This is a genomic window from Roseburia sp. 1XD42-69 (assembly GCF_003612565.1).
Taxonomy (GTDB): Bacteria; Bacillota; Clostridia; order Lachnospirales; family Lachnospiraceae; genus Roseburia_B.
This window is the reverse complement of record NZ_RAZG01000010.1, coordinates 34,753-61,014: the sequence shown is the minus strand read 5'-3', so window position 1 is coordinate 61,014 and position 26,262 is coordinate 34,753. Positions and strand designations below refer to the sequence as shown.

Below are 26,262 nucleotides of genomic sequence, written 5' to 3'. Positions count from 1 at the left end.
GGGATAATCATGCCAATATGCGTACAAGGCGATTTGCCGGCAAAAGAGATACTGGAAAAGGAAAATATATTTACCATGGATGAGAATAGGGCCATGCATCAGGATATCCGTCCCATCAGCATTGGAGTTTTGAATTTGATGCCCTTAAAAGAGGATACGGAGCTTCAGCTTCTCCGCTCCTTGTCCAACACCCCCCTCCAGGTGGATATCACTTTTTTGACTGTGACAAGCCACGAGTCAAAAAACACCTCCATGAGCCATTTAAATGAGTTTTACCTCACCTTTGAGGATGTGAAAGAGAAACGTTTTGACGGGCTGATTATCACTGGGGCTCCCGTGGAGCTTTTGGAGTTTGAGGAGGTGGATTACTGGGAAGAAGTCTGCACTATTATGGAGTGGAGCAAAACCCATGTGACCTCCACCTTGTACCTGTGCTGGGGAGCCCAGGCAGGGCTTTACTATCACTATGGGATAAAAAAACATATTCTTGACAAAAAGATTTTCGGGATTTTCTCCCACCATGTGAAAAACCGTAAGGTGCCTTTGGTACGGGGCTTTGACGATGTGTTTTTTGCCCCCCACTCCAGGAATACGGCGGTGTTCATGGAGGATATTGAAAAAGTCAAAGATTTGACAATTCTGGCACAATCAGATGAGGTGGGAGTTTTTCTTGCCATTGCAGATGAGGGAAGGAAAATTTTTGTCATGGGGCATCCGGAATATGACAGGCTCACCCTGGATAAAGAGTATAAGAGAGATAAGGCAAAGGGGCTTGACATCGCCCTGCCGAAAAATTATTATCCAGGTGACGACTGGGAACTTAGGCCGGAACTTTTGTGGCGTTCCCACGGAAATGCGCTGTATTCCAACTGGCTGAATTACTATGTATACCAGCAGACCCCCTACGAGTTTATTGACACGGCCAGGATTGTGGGAAAGTAGGCAGGAAAAACCCCGTTTCATCCCTGCCTGCATTGACATGCCCTGTTTTGTATTTTATAATAAAAATGAAATAACGGAGTGAGAACTGTGGACACATATCATATTATTGTATTGGATTTAGACGGAACTTTGACAAATTCAAAAAAGGTCATAACCCCAAAGACAAAAAACGCCCTGATGCAGGCCCAGTGCCTGGGAAAGAAAATTGCACTTGCCTCCGGAAGGCCCACAGGAGGGGTGGTGCATTTGGCTGACGAGCTGCGCCTGGACGTATTTGGAGGATATATCCTATCCTTTAACGGAGGGCATATTATCAATTATGCCGACGGCTCTGTGGTGTACGATAAAACGGTTCCCGTGGAGCTGACAGCCTCTATTTATAAAGAGGCTATGGACTTAGGGCTCCAGATTGTCACCTATAACGACAGCGAGATTATTTTAGGAAGCCAGGGGGATAAATACACGGATCTGGAATCTTTTGTAAACCATATGCCTATGCGCAAGGTAGATAATTTTGTCCAGGTGGTGGATTTCCCGGTAAATAAATTTCTCCTCACCGGGGAGCCGGAAAAAGTTCTTATGGCACAGGGGCATATGCAGGAAAAATTTGGGGACGTCTTAAATATTTTCCGCTCAGAGCCCTACTTTTTAGAACTGATGCCCCAGCATATTGACAAGGCGTATTCTCTTGGAATTTTGCTGGACTATATGAGGACGGACCGCACCCATATGATTTGCTGCGGGGACGGGTACAATGACCGCTCCATGGTGCAGATGGCAGGGCTTGGGGTTGCAATGGCAAACGCCCAGGAGGAAGTGAAACAGGCGGCGGATTACATTACAAAGTCAAATGATGAAGATGGAATTGCGGAGGTAGTCCGCAAATTTATGTTGGTATAGGAGTAAACTATGGGCTTAGAGGAGATCAGAAAAAATATAGATGCCGTGGATGTTAAGATGCGGGAATTGTTTTTAAAAAGGATGGATTTATCCCGTCAGGTAGTGGAAGAGAAAAAGCGCACAGGGGCAAAAGTCTACGTGCCAAAGCGGGAGGAGGAAGTGATTTTGGGCCGGATAAAAGGGATGGAGGAACATGTGCCGGAGTACAAAATGTTTGTAAGGCAGGTCATGGCCATTAGCCGCATTTATCAGTATTCCTGCCTTGCCCTGCCGGAATCTCTTAATATATTATCCAGCGGCAAAGATAAATTTATTTTAAAATTTTCCTGCGATGTTAATTCGGAACAGCTTTTGGCAGCATTTACCGCTTTGAGAACAGCGGGAATTGCCATCCATGAGATGCAATGGGAAAGCGTTGGGGAAACTCTCAACTGCAGTATCACCATTTCCGGGGATTTTACATCGGAGCTGACAAAAGCAGCGGTTTTGCTGATTTATGAGGAGAATGAACATGTTTCAGTGCAAAAGGCGGAGGAATAGAGGAAACAGCGGAGGGAAGGCCGGCCATTTTCTAATATTTTTGCTGCTTTTTTCTATTTTCATTGAAGTTTTTATGGAAATTCCTTTTTGCAGCACAGAAATTTTTGGCGCTGAGCTTATAAATTCCGCCCAGGAGGGAAAAACCCAGGTTTTGTCCGGAAGCCTGGCGGTTTTTGAAGAAATTGAATTGACGCCGCAGGAGGTTTTAAAGGCCCAAAAAGAGATAGAAAAGTCTGTTTCTGCGAGGAGAAGTGCGCCTTCGGCCAGAGAGACGGATGAGTGGAAAAAGTATGCCAGCACTTACTACTATGAAAAGCTGTCTAAAGCCCAGAAAATTTTCTGGGACACTCTGGATGAGCAGTGCAGCATTTTTCTTGGGGGGACAAGTGATGCGGCGGCAGATAACGGTTCCTTTTGGCTTCCCTTTGTCACATACCAAAATCTCACCTATGAACAGGCCAAGCAGGTATACCAGATGTTCCGCTATTCCAATCCCCAGTATTACTTTTTCAGCAATTCTTTTCGTAAAAATGAGGAGAAATGCATTTTTCAGCTTGGAGTCCTATCAGATTTCGCAAAAGGGAGCCAGCGGGCAGCCGCAAATGCAAAAATAAAATACCAGATAGATGAAATGCTCACAGAAATCAATGGGGAGGACACTCCATTGAAAAAAGAAAAAATGGCCCATGATTTAATCTGTGATAAAGTGGTTTACGATGAGAATTTTGACAATATGGCGAAAAACAGGTTTAACCAGACCATCTACAGCGTGCTTTGTACAGACAGCACGGTGTGCGCCGGATACTCCCAGACCATGATGCTTCTTATGAACGCTGCTGGCCTTGACTGCGCCATGGCTTTCAGCCCTACCCATGCCTGGAACCTGATTTATCTGGAGGGTAACTGGCAGTATGTGGATTTGACTTGGGATGACCAGCCGGGCGGCTGGGTTTATACATATTTTAACAGAAGCAGGGAAATGATGCACAGGATGGATATGGCAAGCCATAGGGAAGAGGAGTTTTTGGACAGCTACCTGCCGGAATTAACCGTAGATTCTCCGGTGAAACAGACTTTGCCCCCTGGGGTACGAATGGAAAATGGCAGGGTTGTCCTGACTTCAGATGGAAATGATATCTATTACATGTTAGGTGAAGAACCTTTCCGGCTGAAAAAAGCAGAAAAATATACGTCACCTCTCCCTGGGATTTCCGGGACCAGGATTACAGCGGTAACAGCGGCGGAGGGATGTTTTGAGAGCAGGCAGGTGAAAACAAAAGTCTGTCAGGTGGATTTTGTGCTGGATGGAACAGTTCTTAGCCCGTCCCAGATGGTTCTTTCCGGGGAAAAAATGAAAGCCCCTGCCATAGGTGACAGGGCGGGATATACCTTTACCGGGTGGCACAAAGACCCGGGGTGTACAGAGCCTTATTCCTTTGCTGACGGGGTAAGCGGCAGTATGACCCTTTACGGCAGGTGGCTTAAGCAGGAGGTTTTGGCACCGCCGCCAGTGGAAAATGTGTATAAGTTGATGTTTGATTCCTGCGGAGGCAGTGTACCGGGGGAGCAAAATATAAAACAGGGGGGTCAGGTGCAGCCCCCGGCCCCGGTGAGAAAGGGTTACAGTTTTCAGGGCTGGTATACCTCTAAAGATTACAGGGAGCTTTATGATTTTTCCAGAGGGGTGACAGAAGATCTTGTCCTTTACGCAAAGTGGAAAGCCAACACCTATAAAGTAACATATAAGGCAAACGGGGGCTATATCGGGAAAAAATCTGTCAGTTCCAAAAAGGTCAGGGTGACTTATGATAAGAAATACGGCAGACAGCCGGAGGCAAAAAGGAAAGGTTATGTATTTCTTGGGTGGTACACCAAAAAAAGCGGCGGGAGCAAAGTGGAAGATACCCAGATTGTAAAGATAACGGGGAATAAAACTTATTACGCCCGCTTTACAAAGGTAAAGCCTAAAAAGGCGGTGATTTCTTCTTTGAAAAGCAGCGCTCCGGGAAAAATTACAGTGAAAATGAAAAAAGAGAAAAACGCAAGCGGATATGAGATACGCTATTCTCTGAAATCTTCCATGTCAGGTGCAAAAAAAGTAAAAACCACCGGCGGGGAAAAGACGGTTTTGGGTTTAAAAAAGGGAAAGACATATTATGTACAGGCAAGGATGTATCAAAGGGAGTCCGTTAGCGGCAGGGTTTCCAATGGGGCCTGGAGCAAAAAACTTAAAGTTACGGTGAGAAAGAAATAGAAGGGATTAAAAATACTACAAAAGGAGAAGAAAAATGTCGGAAAATACCACAAGCGTTTCAGAAAAGGGGAATGAGGAATACGAAAGACAGCGGCTGATTACCATTAACCGCCTGGCCTTAATTGTTGTGTCGGTGATTGCCCTGTTTTTAGGGTTTGGTTATCCAAAAGATGCATTTGACGGGAATATTACCTGGCCCTATGCTATTTTGGTAGCTGTGCTGTCACTTTGCGTGGCAGTTGTGAATATCGTATTTTTCATGGTGAAAAAGGACAGCAAGCTATTAAGGCATACCATTGTCATAACCTACGGCACTTTATATGCTGTGATTATGATGGGGGCGAAAAGCGATCTTGTGTTTATCGTGGCAGTTCCCCTGGTGGGAATCAACATGCTTTACTATGATTTAAGTTTTATGCGCAATATGGTGATAGGAGTGCTTTTGATTAATGTTGTGTATATGTTGTACAGGATTCATCTTGGATACCTGCCCTCTGGAGTACCGGTAAATATGTCTGACGTTTTACTGCAGATTGCGGGAATGACTGCCTTTTTGATTTCTATGTATGAGGTCACAAAGATTTCCAATAAAGTGAATGGGGACAGAATGCGGCAGGTGGACGCAGAGAAAAACCAGAGTGAAATCCTGCTCTCAGATGTGCTGGAGATTGCCGCTGTGGTAAAGGAAAACTCTGCTGCGGCAGGGGAGAGCATTACTTCCCTTAAGGCGGCCACAGAGCAGACCGCCAGCGCCATAGGGGATATTTCCCAGGGAAACGCATCCAATGCCAAGAGCATCGAAGAGCAGACCTTGATGACAGGGAATATCCAGCAGATGATTGCAAATACAAAGGAATTGTCAGACCAGATGATTCACTATGCCCAGGACAGCTTTAATGCGATTCAGGCAGGCCAGCAGTCCATGGGTGAATTGTTGGAACAGTCCAAATTAATCGAGGATTCCAATGAGCATGTGAAAGAGCTGATGCAGACCCTGTCGGAAAATGCCCAGGAAGTGGGAAATATAACGGAACAGATTGTAAATATATCAAACCAGACCAATATGCTGGCCTTAAATGCCTCTATAGAAAGCGCCAGGGCTGGGGAGGCAGGAAGAGGCTTTGCGGTGGTTGCGGAGCAGATTCGTGTTTTGGCGGAGCAGACGAGGGCACTTACAGAGAGCATCCGGGGGATTGTGGGGGAACTGCAGAACAACACGGACCAGACAATGGAAAGTGTGGCCCAGGTATTAACAGCCTCCAACAAAGAAAAAGAAAGCATTGCCGTTGCGGGAAACCAGTTTACGGACATTCACGATAAAATGACAAATCTCGGCGTGAACATACAGACCATCAGCGACCGGATTGACGAGATATTGGATGCCAATAACCATATTGTGGACAGTATCAACCAGATTTCAGCGGTGAGTGAAGAAGTTGCCGCAAGCACATTACAGGCAAACGATATTGGGACCTCCAGCAATCAAGAAGCGGAGCAGGCGGCAGAATTGATGAACAAACTTCTGACGGCTGCGGCAAAATTAGACCGCTATTTGTAAAAGAAAAAACAGGGCTGATTTTGCCCTGTTTTTTTAAGGTTTTTGTTGGAAAACCGGGTCTGCCGGATAGCCTCCGGCGCATTTTTGCATGGCTCTTTGAATACTGTCTGTGGAATTGCCCCAGGGTTTGTCTTTATTCAGATAATCATTTTTCTGGACAAACCAGGACACATCCTCCTGGACACGCTCCATATTTTCCAGCATAATGGAAAAAACCTTTGGGAAAAATGTCTCTTTTTCCTTATCACTTAATTTTGCCTCTGCCGTCTCCACCAAGTCTTTAAAATGGGGGAGGCAAAAGCCTTTGCTCTCAAAGAAAAGGCTGCGGAAGTCTACGTCTTTTTTGTACAAATCTATAAAGGTCAGAAGATACCTGTTATAAATATCATTAAAGTGGCTGCACACATAGCAGGAGCGTTCTTTTTGTGCCGCCCACTGTCCGATGGCGGTCTTTGGCTCTCTTGACACGTCGGTTTTCTGGAGTTTTGACTTTAAAGATGCTTTTCCCGGAGAAAATTTTTTAAACTCCTCCGCCATCTCCTGATTCAGCTTTTTCATATGGGTGCTTAAAATCAGGGCGCTTCCCAGACGGTTGCCGTAGTCGTACATCATTTTGTAGTGGTGGCGGCAGAATCCTGTCTTGTCTGTCTGTTCCCTGATATCGTCTTCCATGTAGGCGGAACCCAAGATGAAAGACAGGGCGTGCTGTTCTGCCTGGCGCTCCAGACAGCAGAAAGGACACTCGTCTTTTTCCTCAAAAGCTTTGATTAAGGGAATGGTTTCTATTTTTTGCTTCATATGTACCCTCCTTGGTCTTTTGTAAGTATTATACCAATCCCTGGGGCAAAGAGCCAGCCCTATTGTATTTGAAAAAAATATACAAATCGCATAAATTTTCTGTAAATTTGCACAAAATTCAGAAAGAAAATTGTTGGAATGTTTACGAAATTTAAAGAAAAACAAAAAAAATACTGACAATTCTATGGGGAGTGTGTTATAATCAAAACAGTTCAATGGGGAAGGGAGTCTCGGGGGAGATTCCTTTTTGTTACGGTCACACACTGGAGGTGATTTATGTTTGAAGTAGGAGAATATATTATTTACGGAAATATTGGGGTATGTAAAGTTCTGGAGGTTAAGAAGATGGCTCCGCCGGGAACAAAGACGGACAAGTTGTATTATGAACTGGAACCGGCGTATGACAAGGGGCGCAGGGTATACACCCCTGTGAGCAATGAAAAGGTACTGATGAGAAAGATTGTGACGGCAAAGGAAGCAGATGAACTGATTCACAGGGTAAAGGAGATTGACACTTTACAGATCAGGGATGAAAAGCTGCGGGAAGAAAAGTACAAAGAAGCCATGCGTACCTGCAGCTGTGAGGAGTGGATACGCATGATAAAGACATTGTATTTAAGGGGGAAATCCAGACAAGCGGAGGGGAAGAAGATAACCAGCAGCGATGCCAGGTATCTGCACTTAGCGGAAGAAAATCTCTATGGAGAACTGTCTATTGCATTGAAGATTCCAAAGGAAAAAGTGGAAGATTTCATTACCAAAAGGGTGGAAACCCAGGGATAATAGTATAGTATGATAGTGATGAAGAGGATTTCAGACAATAGTCTTTGAAGTCCTCTTTTTCCGTTTGCTGTGTTTTTTGCCATGTGTCTGCACTTATTTGCATGTGGTGTTACTAGTTGGTGTGTAGAGGAAGCGGAGGAAAAAGCATGAGGCATGGGACAAAAAAATGGATGGGCAGCAGAGATGTGGGGTATTTCTTTATTGCTGTGCTGATTTTAAGTATTGTGATGGTTTTCTTTGTGCTGGGCAATGAGGAGGGGACGGATAGTCCCAGCCGGTTGAGGCAGGTGCATTTTTCCGGTGTCTGTCAGACAGAGGAAAATGGGAAAGAAATGCCCTTAAATGAAAACACTTTAAGAAAATTGGGAGCCTGCCGTGAGTTGATTCTTACCGGTCATTTTGACGGGGCGGTTTCTGCGAATGAGCAGATTTTTATGTATCTTAGAAGGGTGGATGTGGAAGTATTTCAAAACGATTTTTTGATTTGCTCTTATGGCAGGGAAAATCTTACCGTGCCCTTGCTAAAAAGCGGGGGGAATGTCTGGATAGATTTTTATGCCCAGGGAATTTCACCGGAAGATGAAATAAAAATCCGGTTTTATAATCCCTATCCTGCCAATACCAAGCAGGTCTATTCCCTCTTTTTAAACCGCCTGTATGTGGGGGATAAAATGACCTTGTTTTTAAAAATGCTCCAGGCTCACAGTTTTTCCACAACGGCAGCTATTATGATTTTTCTCATGGGTATGGTTCTTATCATTGTGGCTACCACAATGCAGTGTATGGGGATGGCGGGGATGAAATCCCTGATGCGCTTTGGACATCTTATGGCAGTTTGCGGTTTGTGGACATTAATTGATTTTTGTTATATCTCCCTGATTTCTTTTAATCCTGTTGCATGGGATGCCTTGGAGTCTTTGCTGTATATTGCCATGCCTGTCCTGGCTCTTTTGTATATTCGGGATTATATGGTGACGCCTGGGAAAAAAGTGATGGAATTTTTTATCTATGTAGTGCTGTTTATCGATATTGCATATATTGTTCTCCAGGGCCTTGGGGTTTTGGACGGCGAATTGATTCAGGAGGGATTTCGCATTGTGCTTCCCATTATCTTTGTTTTTGCCGCAGCGGCACTATTTTATGAGGTTCGTCTGTGCAGGGATAAAATCACAATGGCAGTTTTGGGTTCTGCCCTGCTTTTTACCTTTTTTGCAGGAATCGGACGTTCCTGGTATGTGTCCACAGGAAATTACAGCGTGGATATATTTAATTTTGGGTTTTGTATTTTTATCTTTGTCCAGTATGGAGTAGTACTGGTGCGGGCAAAAGCGGCTTACAAAAGAGCCAGGGAAGCAAAACACATGGAGCGGGAACTGGCGGAGAATAAAATAGCAATGATGGTAAGCCAGATTCAGCCCCATTTTCTGTACAATTCTATCAGTTGTATCAGGGAATTGTGTCTGAGCAATCCGGAAAAGGCTTACGATGCCCTGGCACAGTTGTCTCATTTCTTAAGGGGAAATATGGATTCTTTAAGCAGCAGTGCCCCTATACCTTTTACAAGAGAATTAAGGCATGTGAAAAATTACCTGGCATTGGAGCAGCTTCGTTTTGAAGAATTACTCCAAGTTGATTACCAGCTGGAGATTACAGAATTTTACATACCCGCCCTGACGCTGCAGCCCCTTGTGGAAAATGCGGTGCGGTATGGGATTCGCCGGAAAACAGGGGGGGGAACGGTTTTTATTTCCACCAGGGAGGAGAAAAACAACATTGTTATAACCGTTTCGGATACCGGTGTGGGGTTTGATGTGAAGCAGAAGGAAATGGCGGGGGATGACAAGACCCATATCGGAATGATGAATGTGAGGGAGCGCTTAGTCCGCCAGTGCAATGGAACCATGGAAGTAAACAGTGTCCCTGGGGAGGGTACTGTGGTTAATATCTATATTCCAAAAACATAGGGTTGTAGCAGGGGAAATAGTGTGGTAGAATGAGAAAGCATTTTGGGAGAAAGGAGGAGAGGCTATGTATACAAAAGTAAACGCCCGCTGTATTTCCATGATTGGCGTGTTGGTGGCATTGGAGATTGTACTTTCCCGGTTTACCATCCATACCTGGAACTTAAAAATTGGATTTAGTTTTGTGCCTGTGGTTGTGGCGGCAATCTTTTACGGACCTTTGGCGGCAGGACTTGTGGGAGCAATCGGAGATATTTTAAGTGCGGTGCTGTTTCCCGTTGGGGCATTTTTCCCGGGGTTCACATTTTCGGCATTTCTTACAGGGATTGTTTTTGGTGTTCTGTTGAAAAAGAAACAGAATCTGCCAAATATTTTGCTGGCAGTTGCCATAGTTCAGCTTTTTATCAGCCAGGGGATGAATACATTTTTTATTTCCATACTCTATGGAAGTCCGTTTTGGGCATTATTTGCCACAAGAATGTATCAAACCCTTGTGATGAGCGTGACTCAGGTCATAAGTATTGTGCTGATTAGCAAAAAACTGATTCCTGTGCTGCGGAAATATGAGGACATAAGATAAGGGTTGTCTTAAGGGGTGTGAATTATGCATTTGATAGCTGTAGATGATGAGAGGCCTGTACTGCAGGGCTTGATACATATTCTGGAAGAATTATTTCCCCAGGATTATGTTCACGGGTTTACCGGACAGGAGGAAGCCTTAATTTATGCCGGTGAACTGGTAAAGAAAAATGAAGAGATAGAGTATGCATTTTTTGATATTATGATGCAGGGAATGTCAGGGTTGGAGTTGGCAAAGGAGTTTAAGACCTTGAGTCCTGCCACGAAAATATTATTTGTGACAGGTTATGACAATTTTGCTTTAGAGGCATTTAAAATTCATGCCAGAGGATATATTTTAAAGCCTGTGACAAAGGAATTAGTGGAGGAGGAACTGCATAATATAGAAGGGTATTCCAAGGATGAGCGGGAGAACAGAAAAAATAACGGAATACGGGTGCAGACTTTTGGTAACTTTGACGTATTTGCAGGGGGAAAGCCGGTTTATTTTTCCAGAAGCAAGGCAAAGGAGCTATTTGCTTTTCTCATAGACAGAAAGGGTTCCGGGGTAAATTCAGCGGAAATCAGCGCTGCGCTGTGGGAGGATAAGGCGTACGACAGAAATCTGAGAAACCAGACCCAGACAGTAATTTCCCAGATGATTCGGAATCTTAAGGATGCAGGGATAGACCACTGTGTCATCCGGAAATGGAATTATCTGGCCGTGGATCCTGCCTGTTTTAACTGCGACTATTACAATTTTCTGGCAGGAGACCTTATGGCCATCAATTCTTATACAGGAGAGTATATGTCAAACTACAGTTGGGCAGAATTTACAGTAGCATATCTGGATGAAACCCGGTTTCGGGAATGAGACAAGGGATAAGAGATTTTAAGCAAAGCTTAAAATCTCTTTTTTCAGATGGAAAGATTGGAGGGCGCGATGGCGGAACTGTTAAAAGCATTGTTTTTTGGAATTGTGGAAGGGATTACGGAGTGGCTTCCCATCAGCAGCACCGGGCACTTGATTCTGCTGAATGAATTTGTGACAATGGATGTGTCAGAAAAGTTTTTTGGCATGTTTGAGGTGGTCATCCAATTTGGGGCTATTTTGGCTGTAGTGATGCTGTATTTTAAAGAGATTTATCCTTTTTCCCAAAAGGAACCTTATTTTATCAAAAAAGATATTTTTCTCATGTGGCTGAAAATTGCCTTTGCCTGCATCCCTGCGGTGATTCTGGAACTATTGTTTGGGGATGTGCTGGAGGAAAAGTTTTACAATCCCTTTGTGATAGCCCTGGCCCTGATTATTTTTGGAGTGGCATTTATCTGGATTGAAAACAGGAACAAAAGGGCTGAGCCTAAGGTGAATTCCATATCGGAGATAACCTTTTCCATGGCCTTTGGGATAGGGATGTTCCAGCTGCTTGCGGCGGCTTTCCCGGGAACCAGCCGTTCCGGAGCCACGATTCTCGGTGGTATTTTACTGGGGATATCCAGGAGCGTGGCGGCGGAATTTACTTTTTTTCTGGCTATCCCCGTTATGTTTGGCGCAAGCCTGATAAAGCTTTTGGAATTTGGATTTACCTTCCAGGAAGGGGAGTTTGGGATTCTCCTTGTGGGTATGGCCTCCGCTTTTTTTGTTTCTGCTGTTGTGATACGTTTTCTCATGGCTTATATTAAGGACCATGACTTTAAAATATTCGGCTGGTACAGGATTGTGCTGGGAATCCTGGTGTTAATTTATTTTATGTGACAGCCCAAATTATAAATATTTGTGGCTTTTCCTTGTAAAGTCGTGTAAAATGAAAGAGAAGTACAGCGGGACAGGAATGGTTCGGCATTGAAATTGTTAGGAAGACAGAGGATGAGGTGAATACATGTTATGAAACCAGCGTTGACAGAAAAAAAATACCATTTGATACCATTGGATGAAATCGGAGGTTATAAAGTCAGGCCGGGGCTTTATGAGATAAACGGGGCCACGGCTATTCCGGGAGGGGTGAACTTTACCATCCACTCCAACCAGGCAACGGCGTGCGAGCTTTTGCTTTATTATAACCGGGAGACGGAGCCCTATACCATTATTCCATTTCCGGAAAACTACAGAATCGGGAATGTGTATTCCATGATTGTATTCGGTCTGCAGATTGAAGAATTTGAGTACGCCTACCGTCTGGATGGGCCTTACCAGCCGGAGAAGGGGATTATTTTTGATAAAAATAAAGTCCTTTTAGACCCCTACGCCAAGGCTGTGACAGGACAGAGAATGTGGGGAGAGCGGGTGAACGATGAGGAAAACCCATATCATGCCAGGGTGGTGAAGGATGACTTTGACTGGGGCAACAGCAAGGAACTTGTCACCCCCATGGAGGACATTATTATATACGAGCTCCATGTCCGGGGATTTACCCAGGACAGTTCCTCCGGAGTAAAATATAAGGGGACTTTTGCGGGAATTTTAGAAAAACTCCCCTATTTAAAAGAGCTTGGCATAACGGCCATAGAGCTGATGCCTATTTTTGAATTTGATGAGTTGAGAGAGGCAAGGGAAATTAACGGCAAGAAGCTTTTAAATTACTGGGGATACAGCACCGTGAGCTTTTTTGCCCCAAACACCAGCTATATTTCCCACCAGGAGCACAATGATGAGGGAAATGAATTAAAACATCTGGTAAAAACCATGAATGACAATGGGATTGAAGTGTATCTGGATGTGGTGTTTAACCATACGGCAGAGGGAAATGAAAACGGCCCCTATTTTTCTTTTAAGGGAATCGACAATAATATTTACTATATGCTCACCCCGGAGGGGTACTATTTTAATTTCAGCGGCTGCGGCAATACCTTAAACTGCAATCATCCCATTGTGCAGCAGATGATTATGGAGTGCCTGCGCTACTGGGTGATTACTTACCGGGTGGACGGTTTCCGCTTCGACCTTGCCAGTATCCTGGGAAGAAATGAGGACGGAAGCCCTATGTCAAAACCCCCCCTTTTACAGTCCCTGGCTTTTGACCCTATTCTCGGCAATGTAAAGCTTATTGCTGAGGCGTGGGATGCAGGGGGATTGTATCAGGTTGGAACTTTCCCTTCCTGGAACCGCTGGGTGGAGTGGAACGGAAAATACAGAGATGATATGCGCAGCTTTTTAAAAGGGGACTGCGGTAAGGCGGAAGCGGCAGTGACAAGGATTTTCGGTTCCGGGGATTTGTATCAGGAGCGTGTGGGATGCGGCGCCTCCGTAAACTTTTTAACCTGCCATGACGGGTTTACCCTTCATGATTTGTATTCTTACAACGAAAAACACAATGAGGCAAACGGCTGGAACAACACAGACGGGGCAGACGACAACAGAAGCTGGAACTGCGGCGTGGAGGGGGAGACAGAGGATGCAGAGATAAACAGGCTGCGGCTCCGCATGATGAAAAACGCCACGGCAGTGCTGCTCTGCAGCAGGGGTATTCCCATGTTTTTAGCGGGGGATGAGTTTGGCAATACCCAGTTTGGAAACAACAATCCCTATTGTCAGGACAATATTATCTCCTGGCTGGACTGGAATCTTTTAAGGAAGAATAAGGATCTGTTTGACTTTTTTAAATTTATGATTTCTTTCCGGAAAAACCACGACCCCATTCGGAAATTTACGGCCCGGTGCAGCTACCGTTTCCCGGAGCAGAGCGCACATGGGGTAGTTCCCTTTGAGCCGGATTTCAGCGGGGAATCCCACTATATTGGAATTATGTATGCAGGGCGCACCGAGGGGCGGGACGACTGTATTTATATGGCAATCAACACTTACTGGGAGCCCCTTAAAATCACCCTGCCGGAGCTGCCGGAATATATGAGGTGGTACCGGGTGGTGGATACTTACCGGGAAGAGTTTATCTGCGGTATCGGGGAGCCGGTGGACACCGTGGAAGTGGAAGTGAAAGAGCGCACTGTGGCAATCTTTGAGGCAGGGCGGAAAACTATCAGATGGTAAAAGATTATGTATGATGAATTGACAAAAAAAGATATTGAAAAAATGAAAGAGGAGATTGAGTACCGGAAGCTTGTGGTGCGGAAGGAAGCCCTTGAGGCGGTAAAAGAGGCCAGATCCCACGGGGATTTAAGTGAAAATTTTGAGTACCACGCCGCCAAAAAGGATAAAAACCAGAACGAGAGCAGAATCCGGTACTTAGAGCGGATGATAAAAACTGCAAAAGTAGTCTCCGAAGAGTCTGAGGAAGACGAGGTCGGCCTTAATAATACGGTGGAAGTTTACTTTGAGGAAGATGATTTGACAGAGGAGTTTACCATTGTCACCACCATCCGGGGAAATTCCCTGAAAGGGTTAATCAGCCGGGAATCCCCCCTGGGAAAGGCGATATTTGGCCATAAAGCGGGAGAGCGTGTGGAAGTGAAAGTGGACGAGGATTACAGCTATTTTGTACAGATAAAAAGCATCGGAAAACAGGTGGACGACGATGCCATCAGTATCCGGAAGTTCTAGGGGAGGTCAGGTTCAATCCTCCTCCTTTAAAAAGCAGGCCCGTTTTACTGCGCCGCTGCCGTACTTATCCCGGATGGAATCTAGGGCGGAATTTAGTTTGGACAGCCGTTCATACTGGTCTTTGTGAAACAGGTCATACTGGTAGGTCTGGTCAGAGGTAGCCTTGCTGGTGGAAAGGCCGATAAGCCGGATTGGCTCTTTTTTCCACATCTGGGCAAAGAGTTCCACAGCAGTGTGATATATTTCCTCTGTAATATTAGTGGGGGAAAACAGGCTTTTCTGGTGGGAGTATTTTTCAAATTCGCAGGTGACCAATGTGACTCCAACTACGCTGATATAGGCCTTGTCTGCCCGGATTCTGGCAGCTACTGTCTCCGCTAAGGAGAGGAGGATGATTTTTGCCGTTTCCGGGTCTGTCATGTCCGCGGCCAGGGTAGTCTCACTGCTGTAGCCTTTATTGGCGCTGTCATGGCCTGTGACGGATTCCAAATCCCTGCCGTTGGCATAGTTCCAGATGGTCAGCCCCTGTTTGTGGAAGTGGGAGGAAAGGAGAGCCGGGTCGCAGGCGGCTAAGTCCCCGATGGTGCGGATTCCCAAGGTGCGGAGTTTTTTCTCTGTGGATTTTCCCACGAAAAACAGCTCCCTAACAGGAAGGGGCCACATTTTTGCAGGGATTTCCTCTGGGAATAAGGTGTGGGTCTTGTCAGGTTTTTCAAAATCCGAGGCCATTTTTGCCAGGAGTTTGTTTACAGAAACGCCGATATTTACCGTAAACCTAAGTTCCCGGTAAATTCTCTCCCGCAGGGAATCGGCGTAGTCCACAAGGTTCCCGTAGAGATTTTCCGTTCCAGACATGTCGCAGAAAGCCTCGTCGATGCTGTACTGTTCCACTTTGGGCGCCACACTCTTAAGGAGAGTGATAAACTCCCGAGAACGTTGGGTGTAGAGTTTGTGATTTGGAGGGAATACTTTTAAACCGGGGCATTTTTCCCTGGCCCGGATTAAGGGTTCCCCGGTTTTTACGCCAAATTTTTTTGCGGAGGTAGATTTTGCTAAGACAATGCCGTGGCGCATGGATTCATCTCCGCCGATAACGGCGGGAATGGTGCGGATATCTGTGTCCGTCATATGTTCTCTTAGGAAATAGTCAGCGCTCCAGGACAAGAAGGCGCTGTTCACATCAATGTGGTATATGGTAGTGTTTGGCATAAGGTTTTCCTCTTTTCTTTCTAAAAGGATACCATATTTTTCACAAAAAATCAAACATTTGTTCTTTAATTTTACAAAATTAAGGAAAAAAGACTTGCACAAGCTTTCATATTGTGATATAGTTTGATAGTTGTGTATAGTATGCGATGGTCCTCTGTTACTACATAGGAGAGTATTAAGAACATCGGACAAATAGGAGGAAACAAAATGAACCCAAGTGAAATTATCAAAAACATTGAGGCAGAGCAGTTAAAGGCAGAAGTACCGGAGTTTTCCGTAGGGGATACGGTAAAGGTTTACGGTAAAATTAAAGAGGGAAACCGTGAGAGAATCCAGGTATTTGAAGGCGTTGTGTTAAAGAAACAGGGCGGGAGCAACCGTGAGACCTTCACTGTCCGGAAGTTTTCCAACGGCGTAGGCGTTGAGAAGACATGGCCCCTGCACTCTCCAAATGTGGAGAAAGTGGAGGTTGTCCGCTACGGTAAAGTAAGAAGGGCAAAATTAAATTACTTAAGAGGCCGCTCCGGCAAGGCTGCAAAGGTAAAAGAGCTGGTAAAATAATCCCGAAAAACGGTATTCATGGTAGTGTTGAATACCGTTTTTTTCATAACGGAAAAGTGGGTACAGAACGAGGAAAATATGAGAAGAAAAAGCGGATTGCATTTTGGAAAGGAAAAAAAGAAAGTCAATGTCCCTATTGTAAAAGAAGTGGTGGCCTGGACATTGGAGTGCGTGATTGTACTTGTGATAGCATTTGTATTTGTGTACTTTATTGGGCTGCGCACAAGCGTTTTAGGCCAGTCTATGGCCCCCACCTTGGAAAACAGGCAGGAAATTATGATAAACCGGTTTATCTATCTCCTGTCCGACCCAAAACCCGGTGATATTGTGGTATTTCTCCCCAACGGCAATGAGAAATCACATTACTATGTGAAACGTGTCATTGGAATACCTGGGGATACGGTGCAGATAAAAGAGGGGGAAGTTTATGTCAACGGAGAACTCTTTGAGGATGAGGATGAGTTTGCCCCCATACTGGATGCGGAGCTGGCGGCGGAGCCTGTGAAACTGGAGGAGGACGAGTACTTTGTATTGGGGGATAACAGGAATAACAGCGAGGACAGCCGCTATGCCAACATCGGAAATGTGAAAAAGGAATATATTATAGGAAAAGCCTGGTTTATTATATCTCCCTATGACAGTATGGGATTTATTAAGTAAGGTAAAGAGAGGTAGGTTATGCAGTTTCAGTGGTATCCAGGGCATATGACGAAAGCAAAACGCCAGATGCAGGAAGATATAAAGTTAATTGATTTGATTATTGAGCTTGTGGATGCCAGGATTCCCATTTCCAGCAGGAATCCGGACATTGATGAGCTGGGAAAAAATAAGGCCAGGCTGATTTTAATGAATAAGGCGGATTTGGCGGATGAGAGGGCCACAAAAGCCTGGAGGGACTATTTTTTAGAAAAGGGATGCTTTGTGGTTTCCCTGGATTCCAGGAGCAAGGCCGGGATAAAAGCCATCCAGGGCCAGATTTTAGAAGCCTGCAGGGAAAAAATTGAAAGGGACCAAAAAAGGGGCATTAAAAACCGTCCGGTGCGGGCCATGGTGGTGGGGATTCCCAACGTGGGCAAGTCCACCTTTATCAATACTTATGCGGGGCGGGCCTGCGCAAAGACAGGGAATAAGCCGGGGGTGACAAAGGGAAAACAGTGGATAAGGCTGAATAAAAGCGTGGAGCTCTTAGACACCCCGGGGATACTCTGGCCCAAATTTGAGGACCAGAGGGTGGGGCTTTCCCTGGCCCTTATCGGCTCTATCAAAGATGAAATTATAAACACGGAAGAACTTTCCCTAGAGCTAATTAAAATTTTATTAAAAAAATATCCCGGGGTTTTATCCCAAAGATATCATGTTGAAGAGGTTGAGGACGCCCTTAAGGTTTTAACCTTTATCGGGGAAAACAGAAACTGCCGCAGCAGGGGAAATGAACTGGACTACGGCAAGGCGGCAAAACTTTTAATGGATGAGTTTCGGGGGGGAAAACTGGGGAGAATCACACTGGAGGAGCCGGAGGAAAAAGGAGTTTGACATGGATGCACAAAAGAAAATCCGGGAGATTAAGGAAGAATTTTTAAGCACAGAGACGGCGGAACTTTTTTCCTTTATGGAAAGATACGGGGAAGATGAAAGGGCCGGGGTGAAAAGTCTTGTGGCAAAGGCAGAGAAAGAGATAAAAAAGCTTCAGGAGGAAAGAGAGCGTATTTCCGCTTTAAAGGCATATGAGAACCGGTATGGTGACAGGACATATATCTGCGGCATTGATGAAGCGGGGAGAGGCCCACTGGCCGGCCCTGTGGTGGCGGGGGCTGTGATTCTTCCAAAGGACTGCGACATTCTCTACATCAACGATTCTAAACAGCTTTCCCCCAAAAAGAGGGAGGAGCTTTTTGATGTGATTATGGAAAAAGCCATTGCTGTGGGCATTGGCATGGCAAGTCCAAAAAGGATTGACGAGATAAATATTTTGCAGGCCACTTATGAAGCCATGAGGGAAGCTATTCAAAATCTGGGGATAAAACCCGATATATTATTAAATGATGCGGTGAAAATTCCCGGGGTGGACATAGAGCAGGTGCCCATTATAAAAGGGGATGAAAAGAGCATCACCATCGGGGCGGCAAGTATTATGGCGAAAGTCACCAGGGACAGGCTGATGATGGAATATGACGCTTTGATGCCGGAATACCGCTTTGCTTCCAATAAGGGATACGGATCAAAGGAACATATTGAAGCTCTGAAAAAATACGGCCCTTCCCCGATTCACCGAAACAGTTTTATCGGAAATTTTGTATAATATAGCGGATGTTTTAATTCTGCGCTTATGGTGCAGAAGTGTATGAAAAAAAACGGGGGTAGGAAATGCAGATTTCAGATATGCTTGGCCAGTACAACAGAAATATTGCAAGCGGCACGGAGATTGCCCAGGGAACCCAGGGGATAAAACAGGTGGTGTCATCCCTGCAGCAGATGTCCGTGGGCAATGTGTTTGAGGGAAATGTGAACAGCATGGAGAACGGTGTGGTTATCCTTGGCCTGCCGGACGGCAAGACCATCCAGGCAAGGCTGGATTCGGGGGTCTCCGTAAATGTGGGGCAGTCCATGTTTTTCCAGGTAAAATCCAATAACGGAGCCCAGATTGCCATCCGTCCTTTCTCCAATGGTTTTGCCGGAAACCCCACCCTTCTTGCCGCCTTGGACGCGGCAAGCCTGCCGGCAAATCCCAAAATGCTCACCATGGTAAATGCCATGATGGAAGAGTCCATGCCCATAGATAAACAGAGCCTTCTTGCAATGGCTAGGCTGGTGGCAGGCAACGATACCATGGATGTAAATACCATTGTGCAGATGGCCAAACTGGGGATTCCCATTACAGAGGAAATGGCCGCCCAGTTTGAAAACTACAAATCAGACCAGTATGCGGTTTTAGACCAGTTGGAATCTGTGATGAAGGGGTTATCTCAGCAGATGTCCAAGGGAAAGTTAAGCGCTGACGCCCTGCTGGCATTAAACAAACAGATTGCCCAGATTTTAGCCGGGGATAAGACAGAAATTTCCGGGGAAAATCCTTCCGGCAAACCTCAGGAGAGCGCAAATCCTGAGAATATTGCCGTGGGAAAAACAGGGGAAAATCCGGAAGGCGCTGTGAAACTTACGGTGGAGCAGGGAAAAACGGAAGAGATTTTACACATGGTTTCCGGAGAAAAAAATGCCGGGGAAAATGGGATAAAGGATACTGTGGGAGAACCTAAAAAGGCGGCAGAAAGCCAGGGGAAAATCCTAATCAGTGAGGAGACCCTAAATCAGGAGCAGGTAAAAAATCCGGCAAAAGCCCTGGAGGGAGGAACGCACCTATCAGAAATGCTTAGCGCAAAGCAGTTAAATAATCTTGCCTCCCGTCTGTTAAACATACCGGAATTTTCCCAGAATCCTGCGGTGTTTGAAGAGGGAAAATTAAATCCAAACCTTACCTCAAAGGAGCTTTTATCCCTCCTCTCGGAAGCTTTTCCAGGAAAAGACGCCGTTTCCAAGGAGGCCCTCAGCCAGCTGGTATCCTCCAGGGAATACCGCGCTCTCCTTCGGAATGCAATGGAAGAGCAATGGCTCTTAAAACCCCAGGATTTAAAGGGGGATAATAAAGTAAACGAGTTGTACCAGCGGCTAAACAGGCAGATGGAACAGATGGAGCAGGTGTTAAAAAACTTTGGTCAAAGCACCCAGAACCTGTCGGATACCGCATCTTCTATCCGCAATAACATTCAGTTTATGAATCAGTTAAACCAGACCTATGCCTATGTGCAGATACCCTTAAAATTGTCCGGGCAGAATGCCCACAGTGATTTGTACGTTTACAGGGGGAAAAAGAAGCGGGGGGAGGAAGATGAGGACTTAACGGCATTTCTCCATCTGGATTTGGAGCATTTGGGCTCCACGGACGTATCCATTCGGATGCATCAGAAAAAAGTTACTACAAATTTTTATCTCTCGGATGACACTTCCTACAATTTGATTATGGAGCATTTGGATGAGCTTGAGGAGCGGCTGGCGAAAAAGGGCTACCAGGTAAAAATCCAGGTCAATACCCAGGAGGAGACCCCAAGTTTTGTAGACCAAATTTTAGAGGGCCAGCCCCAGGCGGGAGGCATGGTCCACAGATATTCTTTTGATGTCAGGGCGTGAAAAAAGTGGAAAACAGGAAAAAAGAAAAAGACAGTGTAAAGACTGCGGTGGCCCTTGCCTATAATCCCGGGGATGTGGCCCCCACCATACTTGCCACGGGAAAAGGGGAGTTGGCGGAAAAGATAATAGAAAAAGCGAAAGAGAGCGACGTGCCCCTCTACAAGGACAACAAGCTTGCGGCAACCCTTTCCAAACTGGAAATCGGGGATACCATACCCCCGGAGCTCTATGAGGTTGTGGCGGAAATTTTAGTTTTTGTGGATGATATGGACAAATTGCGGTCAAAATTACAGTAGGGATAGATACAAATATGGGAAAGGTGTGGATTTTATTAACAAAAGAAAAACCGGAGGGGAAAAGGAAAAACTGGCGGGTGATTTTTTAAAGGGGCAGGGCTATGAGATTTTAGGGCAGAATTTTTACACCCGCTTCGGGGAGATTGACCTTATCTTAAAAGACAAAGATACCCTTGTTTTTGCGGAGGTAAAATACCGGAAAGACGGGAAAAGGGGGCATCCCTTAGAGGCGGTGGACGTGAGAAAACAGCAAAAAATCTCTAGGGCTGCCCTTTATTACATTGCCAGAAACCGGATTTCCCCGGAACAGCCTGTAAGGTTCGACGTGGTGGCTGTTATGGGGGAAGAGATTTTCCATGTAAAAAATGCTTTTGAATTTCAGGGTTAGGAGCATAAGAATTTTTTAGATAGGAGATATTCTGTATGAACCAGCTAAATTTCAAAAAGAAATCAGAAAAAGATGTGTTAAGGATAGCCGGATACCCTGTAAAATCCGGAAACCTGCCCCTTTTGCATTTCCCATTACTAGAAGAGACGGACATGGTTATCCATGGTTTTACCACCAGGCTTGGGGGAGTAAGTTCCGGCATCTATTCCTCCTTAAACTTAAGTTTTACCAGAGGGGATGAAAGGGAGGCCGTCCTTGAAAACTATAAAAGGCTTGCCCAGGCCCTTTCTGTAAAAGAGGACAGTTTTTGCTTTTCCAACCAGACCCATACTACAAATGTAAAGAGAGTGGGGAAAAGGGATGCAGGCACAGGGATGGGGGATAAGGCATTTACAGATATTGATGGCCTTATCACCGACGAGCCGGGGGTGACTTTAACAACCTTTTATGCGGACTGCGTGCCTTTATTTTTTGTGGACAAAAAGCATCCTGCCATCGGCCTCAGCCATTCCGGGTGGCGGGGAACGGTAAACCGCATGGGAAAAGTGACCATAGAAGCCATGGGGCGGGAGTTTGGCAGTAAGCCGGAGGATATTTTCTGCGCCATTGGCCCCTCCATCTGCCAGGGCTGCTATGAGGTGGGTTCTGATGTGGCGGAAGCGTTTCTGGGGGAATTTGCGGGGCATGAAAAAGAAATTCTTATAGATAAAGGAGGGGGCAAGTACCAGTTGGATTTGTGGCGGGCCAACGAGATTGTCCTATTGGAAGCGGGGATTTTAAAAGAACATTTGGCCGTCACCAATATCTGTACCTGCTGTAATCCAAAGCTTTTATTTTCCCACAGGGCAAGCAGGGGGAAAAGGGGGAATCTGGCTGCGGTTTTGGCATTAAAAGCAGAAACCGGCAAATCGTAGTGAAAGGGGGCGGTGTAAATGGCAAACTTAATTATTGTTTGCGGACCACAAGCGGTGGGGAAAATGACGGTTGCGGAAAGCATAAGAGATAAACTGAAATACAATTTAATGATAAATCATGACAGCATTGAGGTGTCGAATAAAGTATTCGGTTTTGATACACCTGCGCAAAAGGAGTTCAATGGTATCTTTAGGGAAAAAGTATTTGAAATTGCAATAAAGCATAATGTGGATTTGATTTTCACATATGTGTGCGCCTTTGAAATGCAAACGGAAAAAGATTATTTGACAACATTGGCAAATCAATTCACATCCAGCGGCGGCAATTTTTATTTTGTAGAACTGAGTGCAGATATTAGTGTGAGACTGCATAGAAATGAAACATTGCACAGAATGGAAAGAAAACCGTCAAAAAGAGATGTGGAATGGAGCAAAGCCGACCTATTGAGGGAAGCGGAAAACCATAGGCTTAATTCGGAAGCAGGCGAAGTTTGGTTTAAAAATCATATTAAAATAGACAATTCCGATTTAAGTCCCGATGAAGCGGCAGATATTGTCATAAATAAATTCGGCCTTGTTCCAAATAAAAAATGAGATACTTCTTCTCTTAATAAATTCTTAAATATTTTCTTCGCTTATTTTTATTGTAACAGTGGTGTTTTCGTGGTATTCTAACTGTACTAAATGAATTAATACACATAAAACACTTGAATTCATACAGACAGGAGGTATGAGAATTGCTGCAGCTAAACTACAGAGATGCAAAACCTATCTATGAACAGATAAAGGACGGCATACGGAAACTGCTTTTGTCGAAAGCCATTGAGCCGGACGAAAAACTGCCTTCCGTTCGGGAACTGGCATCATCTCTTGCAATCAATCCAAATACCATATCAAGGGCTTATCGGGAATTAGAGTCCGAGGGGTATGTTTACAGCAAACAGGGAAAGGGAACATTTGCCTCATCCCCTGTGTTTATCAACCAGACAAGAAAACAAGAGCTGTTGGTAACATTTGACGATGTGGTAACTGAACTTTTCGTGTTATCTGTCACGAAAGAAGAGTTGGGAGAGAGGATGGAAAGACTTTCTAAGGGAGGGGAGACAGAATGATTGAAGTAAAAAATCTGGTAAAACAATTTGACGGATTCCGCGCTTTAGACAGTGTGGATATGCATGTGAAAAAGGGAGCCATCTACGGCCTGGTCGGGCCGAACGGGGCAGGGAAATCCACCTTGATCAGGCATTTGACCGGGGTTTACCGGCAGGACGCCGGGGAGGTAAAAATCGCAGGGGAAACCGTTTACGAAAACCCGGCGGTAAAAGAAAAGTTCGGGTATATCCCCGATGACCTTTTCTATTTCGTCTCTGCCAATACGTATGAGATGAAGCGGTTTTATCAGGGGATGTATCCCAAATTTGACGATAAACTGTTTTTTAAGCTGATGGAATTTTTTCCCACCATCGATCCCAAGAAAAATATCAGGAGTTTAAGCAAGGGAATGCAGAAGCAGGTGGCATTCTGGCTGGCTGTGTGCATCCGGCCGGAACTTCTCATCTTAGATGAGCCGGTAGACGGATTGGACCCTGTCATGCGCCGTCAGGTCTGGAGCATTATTATGGCGGATGTGGCGGAGACAGGAAGCACCGTTTTAGTATCCTCCCACAATTTAAGGGAACTGGAGGATGTGTGCGACCATGTGGGAATCATGCATCAGGGAAAAATTATGATTGAGCGTTCCTTGTCGGAATTACAGGGAAGTGTGTGCAAAATCCAGGTGGCATTTCAAGCGGAGATGCCCAAGCTTCCGGAAAATTTTGAAGTGCTTCACATGTCCAATACCGGAAGGGTGTACACCCTCATTGTAAAAGGAAACCCAAAGGATGCCAAGGAACAGCTTGAGAAGATGAATCCTATGCTTATCGACCTTCTCCCGCTGACCTTAGAGGAAATATTTATTTATGAATTAGGAGGGGTAGATTATGAAGTCAAAGACATCCTGTTTTAGCAAAACAATATTTCGTAAAAATATCACCCATTTTTGGCCTATTTGGTGCCTGTTTTTACTGTTTTACCTGTTTATCATGCCCTTTTCAGAATTTATCGGATATCTTGGGGAAAAGGCAGGATACGATACGGGAAAGACACTTGCGGAGAAAATGGCAGAAAGTATTTTAATCCCGGAAACCATTCAAATTGTTTTTAATCCGGTGATATTGCTTATTTTTTCCCTGATTGCAGCTGGTGCAGTATTTTCTTATCTATACACTTCAAGGGCATCCTATACGATGCATGCCTTTCCGGTAACAAGGACATCCCTTTTTATTACCAACTATGTATCCGGTTTATTGTTCTTGTGGGGGCCTATGCTTCTCGGAGGGCTCTTGGGAATATTAGTGGCGGCAGGATGTGGGTATTCCTACATTGAAATTCTCTTTAAAGGGGTTTTGTGTGCCATGGGAATCAGCCTTTTCTTTTACAGTTTCAATGTATTTATAGGCATATTGGTGGGACAGTTAATTGCCATGCCTGTGTTCTCACTGATACTAAATTTCCTGTTTGTGGGGAGCAAATATATTTTGACGCAGCTTTTTTCCTGTTTTGCCTATGGAATTTCCGGGGAGTACCAGAATGGCGTGTTGGATGTGCTTTCCCCTCTCTACTATATATCTAGCCATATCCGGGTAAATATTCAGTATTCCGGGGGATGGAGTAAAGCAGTGTGTACCGGGATGACCGGGGCAAAAATGGTAGCGGGGTATGCACTGGCGGCAGTGGTGTTTCTTGTTCTGGCGTTTGTATTGTACCAGAGACGCCATCTTGAGACTGCGGGAAACTTGATTGCTTTTTCATGGATTACCCCCTTATTCCGCTGGGGCGTGGGTGCATGTTTTGCCAGCCTGGGAGCTATGACAGCAGGCAGTATAATGTTCTCATCAAACTCAGGCACGAAAAGATTTGTGATGATTCTCATGGCAGGAATTGTTGTGGGCGTTTTGTTTTTCTTTGCCGCAGAGATGGTTTTGCAGAAAAGTTTCCGGGTGTTTGCAAAAAAACGTTTCCGGGAGTGCGGATTGTTTGCCCTTGCCCTGGCATTTGTACTCATTTTACTGAAAATGGATGTGCTTGGAATTGAGGGAAAAGTGCCTGAGGCAGGGAAGGTAAAAGAGGCTTATATTCAGTCCGGGGACTTTGCAGGGGGAGAGGACACAGAGATGATTGAAAAAATCATTGCTCTCCATGAAAATATTCTCTCCCATAAGGCTTTGTACCAAAACATAGAGAGTCCCTGGGAAGACGGTTATGGAATTAATCTGAAATATTACATGAAAGACGGGTCTGTCTTAACCCGCTATTATGTAGTGGCTCAGGATGAGAGTGCCCGTTCGGATGAAAATTCCCCTGTTTCAGTGGCAAGAGCGTATATGAGGGAGGGTGAGACTTACAAGAAAAATGTGCTGGGACTTAACTATAAAGATAACAAGTATTTATATGGAAATATAAATTTCCCGGAGAAAGTTGCCAAAGATGATTACGGCAATCCCATCACCTCAAGCACAAGCCGGGAGTTTACGGCGGAACAGTCCGAAAAGATATGTGAGGCATTTATGAAAGACGTGGATGCCGGAAACTTTAAAAATCAGTGGTATTCCGGTGAGGCAGAGAAATATGATAAATTAGTTTTTGAAAATACCATAAGCTTTTCTTACACGAACAGCAAGGGATATGAGGAGTATTCGGACAGATTTTACAGCGGCAGGAACTATGCTTATGTCATGGATTCGGGGAATGCATATATCCAGTTTAATACAGAGTGTGAGAATATAATTCAGGCATTGATTGATATGGAAATGATAAAAAGCCCAGATGAACTGATTACCCGGTGGGATATGGAACAAACCCCGCTGCCCGAAGAATAAAAA

26 protein-coding genes are annotated in these 26,262 nt (G+C 45.1%); 24 read left to right on the top strand and 2 right to left on the bottom strand.

Annotated elements, in window-relative coordinates:
- Nucleotides 1-9: 9 nt before the first annotated feature.
- The 5 genes from metA (at nt 10) to D7Y06_RS07195 (ending at nt 6,194) form a co-directional block, all read left to right on the top strand.
- A complete protein-coding gene (gene metA / locus D7Y06_RS07215) occupies nt 10-942 on the top strand; it encodes a homoserine O-acetyltransferase MetA (RefSeq protein ID WP_120407133.1) in 933 nt (310 codons plus the stop codon).
- Between the two features lie 87 nt (nt 943-1,029).
- Entirely contained in the window at nt 1,030-1,842 is an 813-nt protein-coding gene (locus D7Y06_RS07210) for a Cof-type HAD-IIB family hydrolase (protein ID WP_120407132.1), read from the top strand.
- Nucleotides 1,843-1,851: 9 nt separating this feature from the next.
- Entirely contained in the window at nt 1,852-2,382 is a 531-nt protein-coding gene (locus D7Y06_RS07205) for a chorismate mutase (RefSeq protein ID WP_120407131.1), read from the top strand.
- Nucleotides 2,354-4,636, top strand: coding sequence for an InlB B-repeat-containing protein (locus D7Y06_RS07200; RefSeq protein ID WP_158591306.1), 2,283 nt, complete (start codon nt 2,354-2,356; stop codon nt 4,634-4,636). Before D7Y06_RS07205 ends, D7Y06_RS07200 begins: the two co-directional genes overlap by 29 nt.
- Before the next feature lie 34 nt (nt 4,637-4,670).
- Nucleotides 4,671-6,194, top strand: a complete 1,524-nt coding sequence (locus tag D7Y06_RS07195) for a methyl-accepting chemotaxis protein (RefSeq protein WP_120407129.1) — start codon at nt 4,671-4,673, stop codon at nt 6,192-6,194.
- Between the two features lie 33 nt (nt 6,195-6,227).
- On the opposite strand, the gene D7Y06_RS07190 is transcribed toward D7Y06_RS07195, so the two are convergent.
- Nucleotides 6,228-6,992 carry a DUF6062 family protein gene (locus D7Y06_RS07190; RefSeq protein ID WP_120407128.1) on the bottom strand — a complete coding sequence of 255 codons (765 nt, stop codon included), beginning with the start codon at nt 6,990-6,992 and terminating at the stop codon, nt 6,228-6,230.
- Between the two features lie 276 nt (nt 6,993-7,268).
- Here D7Y06_RS07190 and D7Y06_RS07185 point away from each other — a divergent pair, with 276 nt between their 5' ends.
- From D7Y06_RS07185 to greA, 7 genes are all read left to right on the top strand, one after another.
- Nucleotides 7,269-7,775 (top strand): CarD family transcriptional regulator, encoded by a 507-nt coding sequence (locus D7Y06_RS07185; RefSeq protein WP_120407127.1) that lies wholly within the window; start codon nt 7,269-7,271, stop codon nt 7,773-7,775.
- A 146-nt stretch (nt 7,776-7,921) separates the two neighbouring features.
- The gene (locus D7Y06_RS07180) at nt 7,922-9,739 is read left to right on the top strand and encodes a sensor histidine kinase (protein ID WP_120407126.1); all 1,818 of its coding nucleotides are present in this window, start codon (nt 7,922-7,924) and stop codon (nt 9,737-9,739) included.
- A gap of 64 nt (nt 9,740-9,803) precedes the next feature.
- Complete coding sequence (locus D7Y06_RS07175; protein ID WP_120407125.1) at nt 9,804-10,316, top strand: folate family ECF transporter S component; 513 nt, start codon at nt 9,804-9,806, stop codon at nt 10,314-10,316.
- A gap of 24 nt (nt 10,317-10,340) precedes the next feature.
- Nucleotides 10,341-11,168 carry a response regulator gene (locus tag D7Y06_RS07170; protein ID WP_120407124.1) on the top strand — a complete coding sequence of 276 codons (828 nt, stop codon included), beginning with the start codon at nt 10,341-10,343 and terminating at the stop codon, nt 11,166-11,168.
- Nucleotides 11,169-11,237: 69 nt separating this feature from the next.
- Nucleotides 11,238-12,050, top strand: coding sequence for an undecaprenyl-diphosphate phosphatase (locus tag D7Y06_RS07165; protein ID WP_120407123.1), 813 nt, complete (start codon nt 11,238-11,240; stop codon nt 12,048-12,050).
- 129 nt (nt 12,051-12,179) lie between these two features.
- Nucleotides 12,180-14,279, top strand: coding sequence for a glycogen debranching protein GlgX (gene glgX / locus D7Y06_RS07160; RefSeq protein WP_120407122.1), 2,100 nt, complete (start codon nt 12,180-12,182; stop codon nt 14,277-14,279).
- A 6-nt stretch (nt 14,280-14,285) separates the two neighbouring features.
- Nucleotides 14,286-14,789 carry a transcription elongation factor GreA gene (greA, locus tag D7Y06_RS07155; RefSeq protein WP_120407121.1) on the top strand — a complete coding sequence of 168 codons (504 nt, stop codon included), beginning with the start codon at nt 14,286-14,288 and terminating at the stop codon, nt 14,787-14,789.
- Nucleotides 14,790-14,801: 12 nt separating this feature from the next.
- Here the strand turns inward: greA and D7Y06_RS07150 are convergent, their stop codons facing one another.
- Nucleotides 14,802-15,998, bottom strand: a complete 1,197-nt coding sequence (locus D7Y06_RS07150) for a DNA polymerase Y family protein (protein ID WP_120407182.1) — start codon at nt 15,996-15,998, stop codon at nt 14,802-14,804.
- Between the two features lie 207 nt (nt 15,999-16,205).
- On the opposite strand from D7Y06_RS07150, the gene rplS reads away from it, so the two are divergent.
- The 12 genes from rplS to D7Y06_RS07090 all read left to right on the top strand — a co-directional run bounded on the left by rplS (nt 16,206) and on the right by D7Y06_RS07090 (nt 26,259).
- Nucleotides 16,206-16,559 (top strand): 50S ribosomal protein L19, encoded by a 354-nt coding sequence (rplS, locus tag D7Y06_RS07145; protein WP_120407120.1) that lies wholly within the window; start codon nt 16,206-16,208, stop codon nt 16,557-16,559.
- A 78-nt stretch (nt 16,560-16,637) separates the two neighbouring features.
- A complete protein-coding gene (gene lepB, locus D7Y06_RS07140; RefSeq protein WP_120407181.1) occupies nt 16,638-17,219 on the top strand; it encodes a signal peptidase I in 582 nt (193 codons plus the stop codon).
- Between the two features lie 18 nt (nt 17,220-17,237).
- Nucleotides 17,238-18,092, top strand: coding sequence for a ribosome biogenesis GTPase YlqF (ylqF, locus tag D7Y06_RS07135; RefSeq protein WP_120407119.1), 855 nt, complete (start codon nt 17,238-17,240; stop codon nt 18,090-18,092).
- A gap of 1 nt (nt 18,093) precedes the next feature.
- On the top strand, nt 18,094-18,858 hold the full coding sequence (locus D7Y06_RS07130) for a ribonuclease HII (protein ID WP_120407118.1): 765 nt from the start codon (nt 18,094-18,096) through the stop codon (nt 18,856-18,858).
- A gap of 65 nt (nt 18,859-18,923) precedes the next feature.
- Nucleotides 18,924-20,741, top strand: a complete 1,818-nt coding sequence (gene fliK, locus D7Y06_RS07125) for a flagellar hook-length control protein FliK (RefSeq protein ID WP_120407117.1) — start codon at nt 18,924-18,926, stop codon at nt 20,739-20,741.
- 5 nt (nt 20,742-20,746) lie between these two features.
- A complete protein-coding gene (locus D7Y06_RS07120) occupies nt 20,747-21,037 on the top strand; it encodes an EscU/YscU/HrcU family type III secretion system export apparatus switch protein (RefSeq protein ID WP_199714656.1) in 291 nt (96 codons plus the stop codon).
- Between the two features lie 25 nt (nt 21,038-21,062).
- Nucleotides 21,063-21,425 (top strand): YraN family protein, encoded by a 363-nt coding sequence (locus D7Y06_RS07115; RefSeq protein WP_330566408.1) that lies wholly within the window; start codon nt 21,063-21,065, stop codon nt 21,423-21,425.
- Between the two features lie 35 nt (nt 21,426-21,460).
- Entirely contained in the window at nt 21,461-22,339 is an 879-nt protein-coding gene (gene pgeF, locus D7Y06_RS07110; RefSeq protein WP_120407114.1) for a peptidoglycan editing factor PgeF, read from the top strand.
- A gap of 18 nt (nt 22,340-22,357) precedes the next feature.
- Complete coding sequence (locus D7Y06_RS07105; RefSeq protein ID WP_120407113.1) at nt 22,358-22,933, top strand: AAA family ATPase; 576 nt, start codon at nt 22,358-22,360, stop codon at nt 22,931-22,933.
- A gap of 143 nt (nt 22,934-23,076) precedes the next feature.
- The gene (locus D7Y06_RS07100) at nt 23,077-23,451 is read left to right on the top strand and encodes a GntR family transcriptional regulator (RefSeq protein WP_199714654.1); all 375 of its coding nucleotides are present in this window, start codon (nt 23,077-23,079) and stop codon (nt 23,449-23,451) included.
- Nucleotides 23,448-24,347 (top strand): ABC transporter ATP-binding protein, encoded by a 900-nt coding sequence (locus tag D7Y06_RS07095; protein ID WP_120407112.1) that lies wholly within the window; start codon nt 23,448-23,450, stop codon nt 24,345-24,347. Before D7Y06_RS07100 ends, D7Y06_RS07095 begins: the two co-directional genes overlap by 4 nt.
- Nucleotides 24,322-26,259, top strand: coding sequence for a hypothetical protein (locus D7Y06_RS07090; RefSeq protein WP_120407111.1), 1,938 nt, complete (start codon nt 24,322-24,324; stop codon nt 26,257-26,259). Before D7Y06_RS07095 ends, D7Y06_RS07090 begins: the two co-directional genes overlap by 26 nt.
- The last annotated feature ends 3 nt before the right edge of the window (nt 26,260-26,262 follow it).